At 71.1% G+C, this 16,530-nt stretch carries 17 protein-coding genes; 9 read left to right on the top strand and 8 right to left on the bottom strand.

All coding sequences use genetic code 11. The features are described from left to right. Window positions 1-7 precede the first annotated feature (7 nt). The 3 genes from AMIS_RS11525 (at window position 8) to AMIS_RS11535 (ending at window position 3,703) form a co-directional block, all read left to right on the top strand. Window positions 8-2,443 (top strand): M14 family zinc carboxypeptidase, encoded by a 2,436-nt coding sequence (locus AMIS_RS11525; RefSeq protein ID WP_014442446.1) that lies wholly within the window; start codon window positions 8-10, stop codon window positions 2,441-2,443. A gap of 87 nt (window positions 2,444-2,530) precedes the next feature. After that, a complete protein-coding gene (locus AMIS_RS11530) occupies window positions 2,531-2,854 on the top strand; it encodes an STAS domain-containing protein (RefSeq protein ID WP_014442447.1) in 324 nt (107 codons plus the stop codon). A 585-nt stretch (window positions 2,855-3,439) separates the two neighbouring features. Further along, the gene (locus tag AMIS_RS11535) at window positions 3,440-3,703 is read left to right on the top strand and encodes a hypothetical protein (RefSeq protein WP_041829700.1); all 264 of its coding nucleotides are present in this window, start codon (window positions 3,440-3,442) and stop codon (window positions 3,701-3,703) included. A gap of 1 nt (window position 3,704) precedes the next feature. Here AMIS_RS11535 and AMIS_RS11540 read toward each other — a convergent pair whose 3' ends face one another. Then, a complete protein-coding gene (locus tag AMIS_RS11540; protein WP_014442449.1) occupies window positions 3,705-4,547 on the bottom strand; it encodes a serine hydrolase in 843 nt (280 codons plus the stop codon). Window positions 4,548-4,651: 104 nt separating this feature from the next. Between AMIS_RS11540 and AMIS_RS11545 the strand changes: the two genes are divergently transcribed. The 3 genes from AMIS_RS11545 to AMIS_RS44050 are packed head-to-tail and all read left to right on the top strand — an operon-like array spanning window position 4,652 to window position 8,558. Next, window positions 4,652-7,000, top strand: a complete 2,349-nt coding sequence (locus AMIS_RS11545; protein ID WP_014442450.1) for a glycoside hydrolase family 65 protein — start codon at window positions 4,652-4,654, stop codon at window positions 6,998-7,000. 29 nt (window positions 7,001-7,029) lie between these two features. Then, on the top strand, window positions 7,030-7,938 hold the full coding sequence (locus AMIS_RS11550; RefSeq protein WP_041829701.1) for a CehA/McbA family metallohydrolase: 909 nt from the start codon (window positions 7,030-7,032) through the stop codon (window positions 7,936-7,938). 41 nt (window positions 7,939-7,979) lie between these two features. Further along, complete coding sequence (locus tag AMIS_RS44050) at window positions 7,980-8,558, top strand: hypothetical protein (RefSeq protein ID WP_014442452.1); 579 nt, start codon at window positions 7,980-7,982, stop codon at window positions 8,556-8,558. 20 nt (window positions 8,559-8,578) lie between these two features. Here AMIS_RS44050 and AMIS_RS11560 read toward each other — a convergent pair whose 3' ends face one another. From AMIS_RS11560 to AMIS_RS11570, 4 genes are all read right to left on the bottom strand, one after another. Continuing rightward, on the bottom strand, window positions 8,579-9,238 hold the full coding sequence (locus AMIS_RS11560; RefSeq protein ID WP_014442453.1) for a response regulator: 660 nt from the start codon (window positions 9,236-9,238) through the stop codon (window positions 8,579-8,581). After that, the gene (locus AMIS_RS42545) at window positions 9,235-9,981 is read right to left on the bottom strand and encodes a sensor histidine kinase (protein WP_014442454.1); all 747 of its coding nucleotides are present in this window, start codon (window positions 9,979-9,981) and stop codon (window positions 9,235-9,237) included. The genes AMIS_RS11560 and AMIS_RS42545 overlap by 4 nt, the downstream gene beginning before the upstream one ends. A gap of 20 nt (window positions 9,982-10,001) precedes the next feature. Next, complete coding sequence (locus AMIS_RS42550; protein ID WP_014442455.1) at window positions 10,002-10,466, bottom strand: hypothetical protein; 465 nt, start codon at window positions 10,464-10,466, stop codon at window positions 10,002-10,004. 385 nt (window positions 10,467-10,851) lie between these two features. Further along, window positions 10,852-11,424, bottom strand: coding sequence for a dihydrofolate reductase family protein (locus tag AMIS_RS11570; RefSeq protein WP_014442456.1), 573 nt, complete (start codon window positions 11,422-11,424; stop codon window positions 10,852-10,854). 81 nt (window positions 11,425-11,505) lie between these two features. On the opposite strand from AMIS_RS11570, the gene AMIS_RS11575 reads away from it, so the two are divergent. Both AMIS_RS11575 and AMIS_RS11580 read left to right on the top strand, forming a co-directional pair. Then, window positions 11,506-12,072, top strand: coding sequence for a TetR/AcrR family transcriptional regulator (locus AMIS_RS11575; RefSeq protein ID WP_014442457.1), 567 nt, complete (start codon window positions 11,506-11,508; stop codon window positions 12,070-12,072). Between the two features lie 7 nt (window positions 12,073-12,079). Beyond that, window positions 12,080-12,529 (top strand): hypothetical protein, encoded by a 450-nt coding sequence (locus AMIS_RS11580; protein ID WP_014442458.1) that lies wholly within the window; start codon window positions 12,080-12,082, stop codon window positions 12,527-12,529. 46 nt (window positions 12,530-12,575) lie between these two features. Here AMIS_RS11580 and AMIS_RS11585 read toward each other — a convergent pair whose 3' ends face one another. Both AMIS_RS11585 and AMIS_RS11590 read right to left on the bottom strand, forming a co-directional pair. Continuing rightward, window positions 12,576-14,345: a tetratricopeptide repeat protein gene (locus AMIS_RS11585; protein ID WP_014442459.1), complete on the bottom strand. Its 1,770-nt coding sequence runs from the start codon at window positions 14,343-14,345 to the stop codon at window positions 12,576-12,578. Window positions 14,346-14,353: 8 nt separating this feature from the next. Next, complete coding sequence (locus AMIS_RS11590) at window positions 14,354-14,605, bottom strand: DUF4242 domain-containing protein (RefSeq protein ID WP_014442460.1); 252 nt, start codon at window positions 14,603-14,605, stop codon at window positions 14,354-14,356. Window positions 14,606-14,979: 374 nt separating this feature from the next. Between AMIS_RS11590 and AMIS_RS11595 the strand changes: the two genes are divergently transcribed. Then, entirely contained in the window at window positions 14,980-15,324 is a 345-nt protein-coding gene (locus AMIS_RS11595) for a DUF2255 family protein (protein ID WP_014442461.1), read from the top strand. A 37-nt stretch (window positions 15,325-15,361) separates the two neighbouring features. Here AMIS_RS11595 and AMIS_RS11600 read toward each other — a convergent pair whose 3' ends face one another. Continuing rightward, entirely contained in the window at window positions 15,362-16,513 is a 1,152-nt protein-coding gene (locus AMIS_RS11600; protein WP_014442462.1) for a glycosyl hydrolase, read from the bottom strand. Window positions 16,514-16,530 lie beyond the last annotated feature (17 nt).

A 16,530-nucleotide genomic window follows, 5' to 3' on the forward strand; every position in this document is an offset into this window, starting at 1 on the left:
CGCCAGCATGTTGCGAAGACTCGCCGCCTCCACCGCGGCCGCCGTCCTCCTCGTCACCGCCTGGAACGCTCCCGCTCACGCCGACGCCCTGCCCGCTGTGCCGCCGACGGCCACCCCGGTCGGCGACATCGCGGGGTACCCGCGCCAGAACGTGCTCCCGGTCTGGCCGGACGACCCGGACGACGCGTCGATCCCGATCGGCGTGATCCCCTACGACGAGATCGCGCCCAAGCTCAACGCCCTGCAGAAGGCGAGCAAGCGGGTCTCCGCGCGGGTGGCCGGGAAGTCGGCCGGCGGCTACGACCTGTACGTGGTGACCGTGACCGCGCCCGAGTCGCGTGCCGAGGCGCAGCGGCAGGAACGCTGGAAGCGCCGGATCGAGGACGACCCGGTCCGTGCCCGCACCGACCGGCAGCTGCTGCGCGACTACAAGACGCCGCTCTTCGTCAACGCCAACATCCACGGCAACGAGTGGGAGGGCACCGACGCCGCGTTGCGGGTCATCGAGGAGTACGCCACCAGCACCGATCCGGCGATCGCCACGCTCCTGCGACGCAACCGGCTGGTCTTCAACATCACGTCCAACCCGGACGGGCGCGTTGCCGGGACGCGGGCCAACGGCAACGGGTACGACCTGAACCGCGACCTGACCATCGTGAGCCAGCCCGAGACGAACCTGATCCGCGAGCTCGCGGTCGACGTCAAGCCGATCATCACGCTGGACCTGCACGGGTACGTCAGCCCGACGCTGCTGCACCCGAGCACGCCGCCGCACAACGTCAACAACGAGTACGACCTGTTCATCAAGCACGCGCTGCCGAACGCGCTCGGCATCGAGCAGGGGCTCAAGGATCTCGGGTACCCGGAGACGCAGTCCGCCCGGATCCCGTTCCGCGACGACGAGCCGGGCGTCTGGGACGACTTCCCGCCGATCTACGTGCCGTCGTTCTCGCTGCTGCAGTCGAGCATCCCGTACACCATCGAGGCGCCGCTGAACCCGCGCGGCAACCTCACTCCGGCCGAGAAGCTGCGGCGCTCCGGGATCAACACCGACGTGCACGAGGTGGCGATCGCGAAGTCGCTGGAGTACATCCAGGCGAACCGCAACCAGCTGATCTTCGACCAGGCCGAGGTGTACCGCCGGGGCTGGGCCGGTGAGCCGCTGCGGGACATCCCGGACGGGTACGTGCCCGGCTGGGGGCCGGAGGACGACTACCGCACCGAGTTCCCCCGCTCCTACGTGATCCCGGCCGGTGACCGCCAGCACTCCGAAGCCGCCGCGGCGCGACTCGTCGACCTGCTGATCGGCAGCGGCGGCCGGGTCTGGCGGGCGGGGTCGAATTTCCGGGCGGGCGGAAAGACGTACCCGGTGGGGTCCTATGTTGTTGATCTTCACCAGCCGAAACGCGGGATCGTGAACTCGCTGCTGGAGCCGGGCGCCGACATCACCGACCGGGTTTCCGACCTCTATGCCGGTCCGGCGGGCTGGAGTCAGGGTCTGACCTGGGGCGCGACCGTGGACACGTTGTGGAACGAGCTGCCCTGGGTGACGCTGCGCCGGGTCTACGACGGGGTGGTCCGCGGTGATCTGCCGTCCGGGCGCACCGACTACCGGCTGAACATCCAGGACGCGACCGACCTGCGCGCGGTCAACGACCTGCTGGACGCCGGCGCGCGGGTCTACCGGCTGGCCGACGGCTCGGTGGTCGTCCCGCAGTCCTACCGCCGGTTGGTCGCGGCCGAGGTGGCCGAGCACGACGTCACCATCGAGCGGGCGCCGAAGCGCTGGTCCGGCACGCTGCTCGACGAGGTCGTGGTCGGGTACGTCGGCGGGGTCGAGGTCCGGGACACGCTCGCGGACACCGGCTTCGAGGCCCGCGCGGTCACTCCGGCGACGCTCGCTGCGACCCTGACCGCTGACGTCGACGTGCTGCTGGTGGCGAGCACGCTGAACCCGGCGACGCTGACCGCCGAGAACCGGGCGGCGCTCGACGCGTACCTCGGACGGGGTGGTGGTGTGGTCGGCGTGGACACCGCCGGTCCCGCGTTCGGCGCCGCGGCCGGGCTGATCAGCGTCACCGCGCACTCCGGACCGAGCCTGGCCAGCGGCGTGATGAACGTGGTGAACACCGGGGGGCCGGTCACCTCCGGCGCGATTCCGCACTCGTTCATCGCGCAGCCGGTCTGGTACACCGGGCTCGGCGCCGACGTGACGGTGGAGCAGTCCTATGCCGCTGATCCGCTGCTGGCGGGCTGGTGGGCGCCGGCCGCGGACGGCACCGGCGGCCAGGACCGGGCGGCCGGGCAGGCGGCGATCGTGCGAAGCACCACAGCGGCCGGCAACGGCGTCGTCCTGATCGGGACCGACCCGATCTGGCGGCTGCACGCGAAGGGCCTGCAGTCCCAGCTCGGACGTGCCCTGTTGTGGGCGTCGGAGAGCTGAGTCCTACGGTAGGGGGGCGTCCGGCGCGGGCCGGGCGTCGCTCGTGCGCCGGATGCGGACCGCATTATTTGCTGGTAGACAATTATTGTGCCGGACGATTACTTCACGATCTTGCGGTCGCCGGCCCCCGGCGTGATCACTGTCGCGCTCACCGGAGACCTGGACATCGGAGCTCGCGACGAGATCCGTGAGTCCCTGCTGGCCGCGGTCGAGGACGCGGCGCCCGACGAAGCGCGGCTCGTCGTCGACCTGCGCGGAGTGCGGTTCATCGACTCCGAGGCGGTCAGCGCGATCCTGGAGGGGTACCTCGCCGCCGAGGCGGCCGGGATCGGGTTCCGGCTCGCCGGGGCGCTGGGGATCGTGCGCCGGGTCTTCGACGTGATCGGCCTCCAGCACCTCTTCGAAAGCTAGTTCGTATACAGGGCGGCATCGGAATGTGACGATGAGCGGGTGACCGATCCGGCCCCGGCGGGCGCGATAACGGCGTACGGCATCGCGCTTGTTTTCGTCACCGTCTAGATCAAGGAGTCACCGGATGGGAATCCGAGAGCTCATGCGACGCCGGTCGACGCTGCGCGGGTTCGCGCCCTGGGAACGGCCGGAGTCGATGGCCGGCGACCGGGCCGAGCAGGGGATCCAGTACCTGACCAGCGCGCTGGGCCGGTGGCATCCGGACACCGTGCAGGCCCGGCAGAAGCTGCGGTGGTGGCTGCGGAAGGAGGGCGACCCTGCCGCGGCGCGCCGGCTCGCCGAGGAGGAGGTGGCCGGCCGCGCGGCGGAGTACGGCGCCGACCACCCGGACACCCTGGCCGCCCGCCGGGAGCTGGTTCAGATCACCGCCGAGGCGGCCGGGCGGCCCGCGGCGATCGCCGAGGCGCGGGCGCTCAGCGACGACATGCGCCGGGTGCTGGGGCCCACCCACAAGGACACCCTTCTGGTACGGCGTGAGGTGGGTTACCTGCTGCGGGACAACGGGACCTGGAGGAGGCGGTCCAGGTGTACGCCGAGATGCTCCCCGAGCTGGAGGCGCTGCAACCGGCCCGGATCGAGGACCTGCGCGAGACCTGGTACGCCCTTGCGCTCGCCCTGGAGCGCAACGGCGACCCGGAACAGGCCCTCGTCTACGTCGAGCGGGAGATCGAGGCCGAGCGGATGACCATCTACCCGCCGGACGAGAACATCGGCCAGCCGAACATGAAGCACCTGCAGGCCTGGCGTGACCGGCTGCGCGGCGAGAGGGTCCACCGCAAGCGCCGCTGACTCAGTATTCAAGGTACTTTCTGGTTAATTTGGCGACCTTCTCCACCAAAGCTATGCCCTTCTCCTGCGACGCGTTGTCGTGCGAGAGCACCGCCACCGACACGTCGACGTCGTCCGACGTGACCCGGCCGATCGTGTTGACCACCCACTTGCCGCCGTCCGCGTCCCGGGTGTCCCAGCCGTTCTTCACCGTCGCCGTCTCGCCGGCTTTCGCGATGCTCGGCACACCCCAGTCCTGCTGCTCGTCGACCCCGGCCATCAGATCGAAAGCGGTCTGCTGCGACTCCTCGTCGAGCGGCCCCTCGGGGGAGTCGAGGGCGGTCAGCAGCTTCACCTGGTCGGCGGCGGTGGTCCGGGTCAGGCCCCAGTGCACGTCGATCGTGGTGGCGGTCAGGCCGAGCCGCTTGTTGCACTTGGTGACCGCCGCCTTCCCGCCGATTCGCTGGAACAGCGACGTCGTGGCGTTGTTGTCGCTGAGCTCGATCATCGGCTTCGCCAGCTTCATCTCCTTGGGGCTCGGCTCGCGATCCGCGTCCTGGGCCTTGAGCAGCATGCAGGCGAGGATGTCCGCCTTCACGATGCTGGCGGTGTCGTATGTCGTGGCGCCGCGGTACGCGTACGTCTGGCCGGTCTTCGCATCGAGGACCGCGACCGAGAACTCCGCGCCACCGGTCGCCACCTTCTTCAGCGCCGCGTCCAGCTGTTTGACCCGCTTGGCCTGCTCGGCCGCCGCCAGCTCCTCGGCGCTCGGGCCGGTGGGCGACGGCGACGACGCGATGGTCGCCGGGTCGTCCCCGGACGAGCCGGCGCCGACATAGATCAGCCCGCCTCCGGCCAGGACCACGGTCGCCGCAATCGCGGGAATCAGGTAGCTCCGCACCCGAGCATCCTGCCTAACTCAGCAAACTGCCAGTTTCCCGGGGGCCGGGCTGCGGTAATTGCCCTGCTGTGATCAGCCAAGACATCTGCCCCGCCGAGCCCTGGGCGGTGCGCGAGACCCGGCTCGACACCAGCCTCCTCGCACAGACCGAGTCGGTGCTCGCCCTCGCCAACGGGTACCTCGGCATGCGCGGCAACCTCGACGAGGGTGAGCCGCACGGGATCGCCGGAACGTACCTGAACTCGTTCTACGAGGATCGTCCGCTGCCGTACCCGGAGGGTGGTTTCGGCTATCCCGAACAGGGACAGACCGTCGTCAACGTGACCGACGGCAAGCTGATCAGGTTGATGGTCGACGACGAGCAGTTCAACGTCGGCAGCGGCGTGCTGCACTCCCACGAGCGCGTCCTCGACCTGCGCGCCGGCATGCTGCGCCGCAACGTCGACTGGGAGTCACCGGCCGGCCGCCGGGTGCGGATCACCAGCCGGCGACTGGTTTCGTTCACCCAGCGGGCGGTCGCCGCGATCTGCTACGAGGTGGAGGCCGTCGACCGGCAGGTCCGGATCACCGTGCAGTCCGGGCTCGCCGCCAACGAGGAGCAGGCGAAGGTCTCCGACGACCCGCGCGTCGCCGCCGCCCTCAAGAACCCCCTGATCGCCGTCGAGCAGGATCGTGAGCAGCACGGCGCGGTGCTGCTGCACCGCACCCGGTCCAGCGGACTCCTGCTGGCCGCCGGCATGGATCACGTGATCGACTGCCCCTCCGGTTACCAGGAGGAGACCGACGTCCGCCCCGATTGGGCGCGCACCACGGTGGTCACCCTCCTGCCGCCCGGCGGGCGTCTGCGCATCATCAAATTCCTGGGGTACGGGTGGAGCACGTCCCGCTCCACCGAGGCCCTCCGGGACCAGGTCGCCGCGTCGCTGAACACGGCACGCTACGCCGGCTGGGACGGCCTCGTCGCGGAGCAGCGGGAGTACCTCGACGACTTCTGGGACGCCGCCGACGTGGAGATCGAGGGTGACCCGACACTCCAGCAGGCTGTCCGATTCGGACTGTTCCACGTGCTGCAGGCCGGCGCCCGCGCCGAGGGCCGCCCGATCCCCGGCAAGGGCCTGACCGGTCCCGGGTACGACGGGCACGCGTTCTGGGACACCGAGGGGTTCGTGCTGCCGCTGCTGATGTACACCGCGCCCCGGGCCGCCGCGGACGCGCTGCGCTGGCGGCACTCGATCCTGCCGCACGCCCGGGACCGCGCGGCGACCCTGGGCCTGTCCGGCGCGGCCTACCCGTGGCGGACCATCGGCGGCGCGGAGTGCTCGGCGTACTGGCCGGCCGGCACCGCCGCGCTGCACCTCAACGCGGTCGTGGCCCGCGCCGTCGAGGAGTACCGCCTGATCACCGGAACCGAGCTGGACTTCGGCCCGGAGATCCTGGTGGAGACCGCGCGGCTGTGGGCGTCGCACGGCCACCACGACGCGTCCGGCGCCTGGCACGTCGACGGTGTGACCGGCCCGGACGAGTACAGCGCGGTCGCCGACGACAACGTCTTCACGAACCTGATGGCCGCCCGGAACATGCGCGCCGCCGCCGACGCGTGCACCCGCGACCCGTCTCTCGCCGAGCGTCTCGGCGTCGCGCCGGACGAGCCGGAGGCATGGCTGGCCGCGGCGAACGCGGTGCACATCCCGTACGACGAGCGGCTCGGCGTGCACCCGCAGTCGGAGGGCTTCACCCGGTACGCGCCGTGGCACTTCCCCGAGTCGGGTTCGCACGAGCCGCTGATGATGCAGGCGCCGTACTTCCAGCTCTACCGCCGTCAGGTGTGCAAGCAGGCCGACCTGGTGCTCGCCATGCACTGGTGCGGCGGCGACTTCACGCCCGAGCAGAAGGCCCGCAACGTCGACTACTACGAGCGGATCACGGTACGGGACTCGTCGCTCTCCGCCTGCACCCAGGCGGTGATGTGCGCCGACGTCGGCCACCTGGAGCTGGCGCACGACTACGCCTGGGAAGCCGCCGTGGTCGACCTGCGGGACCTGCACGGCAACACCCGCGACGGCCTGCACATCGCGTCGCTGGCCGGCGCCTGGTCGGCGATCGTCGAAGGCTTCGGCGGCCTGCGCTCGCACTCGTCGGTGCCCGATCTCGCGCCCCGGCTGCCGTCCGGCATCACCCGGTTGCGCTTCAACCTGCGGCACAGCGGTGTGCGTCTGCTGGTCGAGGCCGACCACACGACCGCGCGGGTCAGCCTGCGCGACGGCGAGGGCGCCACGCTGCCGATCCTGCTCTACGGCGAGGAGGTCGAGGTGACGGCGGAGAAGCCGGTGACCCGCCCGGTCGTACCGTTGGAGCCGTTGTTGCCGCCGCCGCAGCAGCCGCCGGGTTACGCCCCGCGCCCGTCCGGGCAGAGCTGACAGCGGGCCGCGATGGCAGAGTGGGGCCGGTGGACGCTCTACCCTTTCACCGGCCCGGCCGCTTCTGGCGCGGGAACCTGCACACCCACTCGGACCGCTCCGACGGCGCGCTGCCGCCGGAGGAGGTGGCCCGCCGCTACCGGGACGCCGGCTACGACTTCCTGGCGATCACCGACCACTTCCGGGAGCGGTACGGGTTTCCGCTCACCGACACCCGGTCGCTGCGCGTCCCCGGCTTCACCACGCTGATCGGCGCCGAACTGCATCCGCCGCGCACCGAGTTCTCCGCCGAGTGGCACATCCTCGCGGTCGGGCTGCCGCTCGGCTTCGCGCCCCCGGGGCCGGAGGAGAGCGACGTCGCCCTGACCCGCCGGGCGCGGGACGCCGGGGCGTTCATCGGCATCGCGCACCCCGCCGCGTCCCTGCTCACCGCCGTGGACGCCGAGCGCCTGGACGCGGCGCACGCGGTCGAGGCCTACAACGCGCTGTCCGTCCGGGAGGACCGGGGCGACAGCTGGCATCTGACCGACGTGCTGGTCAACCGGGGGCACCGGCTCACCGCGTACGCCGCCGACGACGCGCACTTCCAGCCGCAGGACCCGCCGGGCTGCCGGGCCTGGGTGCAGGTGCGTGCCGAGGAGCTGACCCCGGAGGCGCTGCTGGCAGCGCTGAAAGCCGGCCACTACTACTCCAGCACCGGACCCGAGATCCACGATGTCCGGGTCGGTGACGGTGCGGTGCACGTGAGCTGCTCGGCCGCGCGCAAGGTGATGGTCACGGGGGGTGATCCGGGCGTACAGCTGATCGAGGGTTTGTCGTTGACCGAGGGGTCTCTGCCGGTGGCGATGTTCCGGCGGGGGTGGTGCCGGGTGACAGTCGAGGACGCGGAGGGGAATCGGGCGTGGACCAACCCCTTCCGGCTGGCTCCGTCCTCTTAAGCTGATCACGCAACCGGCCCTGACAGGAAGGAACAGGCGTCATGCTCTGGCCCGCGTTGAGCGTGCACTGCGACGGCGAACTCACCCCCGACCAGCTCCAGCAGGTGATCGACACGCTGCATCTCGACCGGGTGCCGCTGACCGAGGGACCCGGCGCGCGGATGAGCATCGCGCATGGATTCCGCGACGGCAGCGACGGCATCCGCCTGGTCCTCGACCTCGGCCATCGCGCGGAAATCGGCTGGGTCTTCATGCTGCTGTCCGAGGACGAACTGGCGACCGACGAGACGGTCGAGGAATATCGGGCGCAGCTGCGGGCGCTGGTGAAGCGGTTCGGCCTCCGCATCATCAGCGTCGACCCGCCGATGACCGCCGACGAGGTCTTCGTCATGCCGGATCCCGGGCCGCAAGCTCCCGAGTTCGGCGCCGGGAATTACTGGGACTTTCCGGAGCAGCTGGACCACATGTGGCTCCACCTGCAGCTGCGCAACAATGCCCCGGACGAGGTAAAAGCGGTCAAGCTGCGCGAGCTGATGCGGTTTCAGGTCTGGCAGGCCGCTCCGGAACACCTGCGACGGCAGGTCGAGGAGTTCCTCGACCGCGTCGGCCCGGCCCGCTGATCCAGCTGCGTCGATGACTCCTACGAGCCGCCGGGCCGGACCAGCCCCGACTCGTAGGCGAAGACCACCGCCTGCACCCGGTCGCGCAGGCCGAGCTTCGCCAGGATCCGGCCGACGTGGGTCTTCACGGTCGCCTCAGCGACCTGCAGCCGGGAGCCGATCTCGAGGTTCGACAGCCCCTGCGCCACCAGCAGCAGCACCTCCCGCTCACGGTCGGTGAGATCGGGCGGGGCGGACGCGTCCGGCCCGCCCGCGACGAGCCGGCCGGCGAAGCGGTCCAGCAGCTTGCGGGTCACCCGGGGCGCGACGACCGCGTCGCCGCCGGCCACCACCCGGATCGCGTTCAGCAGGTCGTCCGGCGGCGAGCTCTTGAGCAGGAAACCGCTGGCGCCGGCCCGCAGCGAGGCGAACGCCTCCTCGTCGGTGTCGAACGTGGTCAGCACCAGCACCCGGAGCGTCGGGCCGGCCTCACAGATCCGCCCGGTCGCGGCGATCCCGTCGAGCACCGGCATCCGCAGGTCCATCACGACGACGTCGGCCTCGGTCGTACGCAGCAGGCGCAGCGCCTCCGCGCCGTCGCCGGCCTCGCCCACCACTGTCATGTCGTCCTGGTAATCCAGCACCATCCGGAAACCGGCCCGGACCAGGTGCTGATCGTCGACGAGAACGACCCTGATCATTCTGTGGTCACCGCCCGGACGGCCGTGCCGACCGGAATGCCGGCGTGCACGCGCCAGCCACCGTCCGGTCCCGGCCCGGCTGCGAAGGTCCCGCCGTACAGGGCGACGCGCTCCCGCATGCCGACGAGGCCGTGCCCACCCGGGAGAGCGGGCTCACCGCCGTGGCCGGAGTCCGTCACCTCGACGTCGATGGCGTCGTCCCGATAATCGACGGTGACGGTGGCCGACGGGTCCGGGCCGGCGTGCTTCACCGTGTTCGTCAGCGACTCCTGCACGATCCGGCAGACGGCGAGCGCCACCCCGCCGGGTACGTCAGGCGGTGTGCCGCGCACGACCAGCTCGGCCGTCAGACCGGCGTCGCGGGCCCGCTGCACCACCGTCTCGAGCTGGTCCAAGGCCACCGGCATCCGGTCGGACGGGCTGTCGTCGTCGGCCCTCAGCAGCTCGACCAGCTGCCGGATCTCCTCCAGGGCGTCGCTGCCGGTGGCGCCGATGGTGCGCAACGCCTCGCGGGCACGTTCCGAGTCGCGGTCGAAGGCGTACGCCGCGCCATTGGCCTGCAGAACGATCACCGTCAGTGAGTGGGCGACGATGTCGTGCAGCTCCCGGGCGATCCGGGCCCGTTCCTCGGCGACCGTGATCCGAGCCATGTGCCCGCGTTCCCGTTCGGCGCTGACCCGGCGCTCCGACGCGTTCGTCCGCATCTGCCGGAAGTACCGCACGCTGAGGGCGACCGCCCACACTACGGCCCCGTAGCCGACGATCAGCCCGAAATTGTGCGCGAGCTCGACGAGGGGGAACGGCGGCCCGTACTGCCACGGCAGCAGGACGGACGAGAAAAACCACGTCGCGAGCCCGCCCGCCGCAGCGTCGCCGCGTGCACGATGACCGAGTACATCGCGATGGCGACCGTGATCAGCTGCATGCCGTCGTGCAGTTTCGACCCGTTCACCTCGATGGGCGCGGCGGTAGCGGTCAGCGCCGCCACGGCGGCGGCGACCGCGAGTGGATGCGTGCGCCGCCACATCAGCGCCAGCCCCGCGAGCAGCCCGAAGACCAGACCGCCGACACGGAACTGGTGCCACCACCACGTGGAGAGGGCGGCCACCGAACCGGAGACCAGCAGATCCGTCAGCAGACCCCGCCCGCGGGGCAGCGCGCGCAGCAGGCCGGCCGGCGTATACGCGCTGCTCCCGTCGCCGGCGGCGAGCAGGGGTGGCGATGACATGGGCGGCTCCCGGTGACCGGAGAATCAGTGACAACCGCAACGGTAGAGATCGCAACCGGCACCGGCGTCCACCTCGGTGATGAACCGGCGGGTACGACTCAGGTCGTACACCGGCCCGGTCGGTGTGCCAGCCGTGGCCTTGCCGCTGCCGTGGCCTTGCCGCTGCCGCGGCACACACCCTGGAGGACGCCGCGCGGGCGGTTGAGCGGGATCCGTAGCCCCTGCGGGCCGGGCAAGTCCTTGCTCGCCCGCACAGCCGAGCTGCTCGGCGTCGCGTCGCCGCCCGCACCCGGAAGGCGGCGGTCCAGCTCATGGCCTGGCCCACCGCTCTCGACGGCCCGGTGCGCCTGGGCGAGGCCGGCGCCGCCGACCGGCCGTAACTGTCTTACCGACCGGCTCGGTAGCTCAGGACCACGACGCCGCTCGGCAGCGGGGTGGTTCCGGTCAGCGTGAAGCCGTGCGGGTCGAAACCGGTCGCGGTGAGCGGGACGCCGGCGCCGGCCACGACCGGGTTCAGCTTGATGATCAGCTCGTCGACCAGCGGCATCAGCTCGCCGGCCAGGCTGCCACCGCCGCACAACCAGATGTCGCGGCCCGGCTCCTCCTTCAGCTTGGCCACGAACGCCCGCGGATCGCCGGCGACGACCTCCACCGCCGGGTCCGGCGACGTGGTCATGCTCCGCGAGAAGATGATCTGGCGCAGGTGCGCATATGGGTTGGTGAACCCGGCGGCGGCCCCCGGCTGGTAGGTGCCCCGGCCCATCAGCACGGTGTCGAAGACCCGGTTCGGCGCGTCGACGCCCATCGCGGCGCGGACATGGGTGGGCAGGGTCTCCGGGTAGTGCTCCCGCATGAACGCCGGGACGTCGTCCTCCAGCACGAAAAAGTCCCACGACCCGTCCGGCGCGGCGATGAAACCGTCGATGGTGCTGGCGACGAAGTACACGAGTTTTCGCATTTGATCTCCTCTTCGCAGACCACTACGGCTGTCGTGGTTCAAACTACAGCACCTGTAGTGGTCGCTGCTACCCTGATCGCCATGCCCAGGAATCCCGACCGGCGCCGCGCGCTCGCCGACGCCGGACTGCGGGTGCTCGCCGAGGCCGGCGCCCGCGGACTGACCCACCGAGCCGTTGACACCGAGGCCGGCGTACCCGTCGGCACCGCCTCCAACTACTTCCGTTCCAGGGACGCGCTGCTCGGCGCGCTCGGCGAGCGCATCATGGAGCGGTTCGCGCCGGACCCGGCCGTCGTCGCCACGATGAGCGACCGTGCGCCCAGCCCGGAGCTCTTCGCCGACTATCTGCGCTACATCGTGGAGCGGACCACCCGCGAGCCGGACCTGACCCGCGCGCTCATCGAGTTACGGCTGGAGGCCGCCCGCAGGCCCGGCCTCGCCGCGATCCTCGGCGAGACGCTGCGCCAGGGATACCGGGACGACGTGGCCTTCCACGCGACGACCGGCCTGCCCGGCGGCCCGTTCGAGATCGCCCTGCTGCACTACGCCCTGGACGGCCTGCTCCTCGACATGCTGACCACGTCCATCGACGCCGGTGTCGATCCGGACCGGGCCGTCACCGCGTTCGCCGCGCGGCTGGTGGGATGATGCGGGGATGGAGATTCTGCCGGGACGCGGCACGCCGCTGGTGCGCATAGGCGAGAGCAGGGAAGTCGTCGAGTGCAAACTCGGCACACCCGTCCACCCCGGCCGGCTCGACCGGGCGATCTACGAGACCACGCCGATGCTGGTGCTCTCCTACAGCGACGTCGACACCGTCGAATTGGTGGAGGTCGCCTACACCGGCGACGGAGGCGAGGAGGCCTGGTTCGACGGCGTCCAGCTGACCTTCCGCTTCCTCGACGACGTGGTGGCCGAACTGGCCGAGCGCGGGCACCGATACGAGCTGACCGACGCCGGTTACCGCTTCGAGCCGGGCTTCGCGCTCTTCTCGATGGGCTCTCGCAGCGCCCGTGACCTGGATCCGGAGGCCCTCGACGACGACCCGCGGATCGTCTGCGAAGGGGTGTCGGTCGCCCCCTACGAGTACTTCGCGGAGCGCTGATCGGCCGTACTTCGCGGAGTGCTGATCGGTCATACCTCGCGGAGCGCTAACCGGCCAGCAGAGCGGCTGCCGCCCGGTCGGCCGGGTTGCCGAGGGCGGCACCGTGCCGGATCGCCCGTACCCTCATCTCCTGCATCCCGGACCGCGCCGCCAGACGCCTTAAGGCGTCGATCCATGCCGGTGTGTCCCGATGGCCGTGCCGCACCCCGAGCCCGCACTGCGCGTCGAGGATGTGCGCGTCCAGCCAGACGTAGGGGTCAGCCAGCCGGTTCGACCGGGTGCGCGCGTCGCTGAGCAGCGCGAACGCTTGCTCGGTCGCGCCGCGCGCCTCGGCGACCAGGGCCAGCGAGCGCGCCGCGATCCCCTCCCAGCACGGGTCACCGAGCTGGCAGGCGCGCGCGAACGCCTGCCGCAGCACCCCGGCGGCGGCCTCCACGTCACCGGCGGCCAGGTGGACCTCGCCGCGGAGCGCCTGCGGCCAGGGGAGAAACGCCAGCCAGTGGTCACTCTGGGCGGTCCGGGCCGATTCCTCCAGGTACGCGGCCGCGGGTCGCAGATCATGCAGAAGCAGATGTACGCGTCCCAGCATCGACAACGCGTAGGCCTCGGTCCGTGGATCGTCCGCGGAGCGGGCCAGGCTCACCGCCCGTTCCAGCAGGTCACGGGCCTGCGCGTAGTCGGCGCGATCGCTGTGGACGGCACCGAGATAGGTAGTGATCCGAGCGGTGATCGCCGGTGAGCCCGCGGCGGCGGTGAGAGCCCCGGACAGCCAGTGCTCGGCACGGTCGTAGCGGGCGCGCAGGAAATCGACGTACCCCATCTCGGCCCTGGCCTGCGCCGACGCGGCCCGGTCGTGATCGGTGAGCGCAAGCCGATCCGCCTCGTGGAGGGTCGCCAGACCCTCCTCGTCCATGCCGCGCAACGAGTGGATCAACGCCTCGGCCAGGCGCAGCCGCGAACTCAGCCGCAGCCGCGCGGACCCGGAGCGATCAGCCAGCCCCACCGATGCCCGCAACGAACGGATCCCGGCCTCCACGGCCCCGGCCGCCACCGCCGCGGCGCCGGACTCCACGATCGCGTCGATGGACTCGACCGACACCTGGTCCGCCGGCTCCTGCTCGGCGCGCGCCCTGCTGACGCGGGTCTCCTGCATGGCCTGCTCGATCGCTACGCCCGGCGCGACACCGAGCTCCTCGCGGAACAGCGCGGTGACCGCCGTGAACTGCCGCCGGGCGGCCGCGTCGTCGCCGGCCAGCCGGTACAGCCGGATCACCAGCGCCTGATGGTTCTCGTCGAGCGGATTCATCGCGGCCGCCCGCAAGGCCAGGTCACGGGCGGTGTTCAGGTCACCCTCGGCGAGCTTGCCCAGAGCGGCCTCGTGCAGGATCGCCTCGGCAGCGGCGGCGACCCGGGCACGTTCCGAGAGCAGCCACGACTCGAACACCGGCGAGCCCCGCACACCGACACCGTCGAGCAGCTCAGCGTCGAGGCCCGGCAGCCGGATCGCCGACGCCCACGAGCCGTGGCGCAGCACGTGAACGTCGACGACCGCGTCCTCCGGCAGCCGCAGCGCCACCGGGTCACCATCCACCGGCACCCCGAGGCAGCGCCGGATCTCGGTGAGCCCCCAGCGCAGCGCCCGCAGCGGATCCTGCGCCTCCGGGTAGAGCAGCCCGGCCAGCCGGGCACGTGTCCGCGGCCGGTCGTCGAGGAGCAGACAGGCCAGCAGGGCCCAGCTCTTGCGGCTGCGCACCTGGTAGACCGTCCCGGACCCCTCGACCCGGGGCCGGCCCAGCAGGTGCACCGTGAGAGCCACGCGTCGTGTCAGCCTTCCGCGCTGATCGGATAGATCTCGTCCGCGACCAGGCCGTGCGCCTTGGCGTGCACGGTGTTGGCCGCCTCCGCGTCGGGCGCCTCCACCAGGCAGAAGATCTTCCCGGCGTCCTCGTCGACCCAGTACTTCAGATAGTTCACACCGTACGGGGCCTGCGTCGCCAGGTCCTTCTCGTGCGCGGCGGCGACATCGGCGGCTCGCACGCCGCCCTCGACGTGGTGAATGTCCATGAACAACGGCATCGGGACTCGCTCCTTCGGCCCCGGGTCTCTCCCGGGTACGAACTCATCAAATCGCGCACCCGTTTGACGCGTCGTTTGAACGGTTGAGGTGGCTCTCAGGGGGGTGCACTGAGAGCCGGCCGGCGCACCTTTCCACGATCCACGGCGCGGTGGGGCGCGCGGAGAAGCGGGCGATGGGCGGGCTGAGCACGGCCGCGGGTGCGGCGGCGCGTGGCGGGGTGCGGCGCGGGCAGTGGGCGGGCTGAGCAGGGCCGCGGGTGTGGCGGGGTGCGGCGCGGGCGGGGGCGGGCTGAGCGGGGATCGGCGCGGGGTGGGGCGGAAGGGGGGCAGCCGGGCTCCGGCAGGCGGCGCGTCCGGGTGTCAGAATCGGGGGCATGCCATGGGTAGCTGACAGCCATGAGATCGACGTGGTGGTGCCCGCGCCGGGGCGGGCGCCGGTGCGCGTACCCATCTGGGTGGTTGCCGTGGGTGACGACCTCTATGTCCGGTCGTGGAAGGGCGCGGCCGGCGTCTGGTATCGGCGGGCGCAGCGGTACGGGACGGGCTCGGTCGTGGTGGACGGCGACGAGCACGCGGTCCGTTTCACGCCGGTGGCGGACCCGGCGCTGGAGGAGGCGGTCGACCGGGCGTTCACCGCGAAGTACGGCGGTTCCGAGTACGCGAGCGCCATGATCAACCCACCGGCGAGCGGGACCACGATGCGCCTGGATCGGATGTAGGAGGCGGGGCGCGCCGAGCACGCGCCCCGCCGGTAACTCAGCAGCGCCCCAGGTCCTGCCACTGCTCGGTCCAGCCCGGTTCGGACCCCTGGGTCCACCACCGCGCCTTCCACAGGTGGACGCCCTGACCCGAGGCCGGCCCCGACGGATCACCGTTGGCGCTCTTCTCGTGCTTCACGACACTTCCACCCGGGTACGCCGTGGCGAACTGCCACAGGGCCACACTGGAACAGTCAGCAGACGGGGAGGAAGAACTGACGGACGGCGACGGGGACGGATTCACGCAGGGCCCCGACGACCCCACGGTGTCCGTGAAGACGCTCCCTTGCGCCCGATACGACGCCGTCTGCGCGCTCACCTGTGACGGCGACAGCACCTGGTTCTTGGCGAACAGCACCCAGTCCACCTGCTCGACATAGGTGGACATCCCGCCCGTGTGCGCGGCGGTGTCGATGAACCACAGGTTCCAGTTGATCGTCATGGTCTGCCGCGGGAAGTACTTTCCGCCGTGGTCACCGACCTGCACCCCGTCGATCCAGTAGACGACGTGACCGTTCGCCACCTGGGCGACCAGATCGTGCCACCCGTCCAGGCTGGATCGCTGGGAGGAGTGCAGGTTGTCGGCGTACCAGGGGTCGTTGCGATACGTGTACCAGGTCGTCTGGTAGTTGATCGGCCCGGTTTCGCCCCACCCGCCGTTCGGGAGATATTCCGAGACATCCAATTCGGAGTACGTCGGATCGAGGTCCCCGTTCAGCGGGCTGATCGTGAAGAACGTCTGGTTGATGTGGTCACCGTCGTTCCCGCTGACCGGCGCGTCGGTGAACCGCACCCGGCTCGCATAGGTGCCTTCGAGGTACCGCTTCTGTGTCGAGTAGAGCTCGGCGTGACTGGTCCCGGCCGCCGTCCCGTCGGTGGAGGCGGTCAACTGCATGACCCGCTGCCCGGCGGAGTCCGGAAAGGTGATCGCGGAAGGTGACCAGGTGGCGCCCGGCACACCGGGTCCACCCTGGTAGCTGCGCGGCGTCCACCCGTGGGCGGTGAGCGCCGGATCGGACGAGGAGGTGTAGTGGAAGTCGTCGAAAAGGTACCCGCAGTCAGCGGCGGCGGCGCTGCCGCCACTGACGGCAACCAGCCCGAGAGCCGATAAAGCGGATACGACTAGGCCGGTGAGGAGGCGTCTGGACATGGGGGACTCCCAACGAG

It is taken from the genome of Actinoplanes missouriensis 431, from assembly GCF_000284295.1.
Lineage (GTDB): Bacteria > Actinomycetota > Actinomycetes > Mycobacteriales > Micromonosporaceae > Actinoplanes > Actinoplanes missouriensis.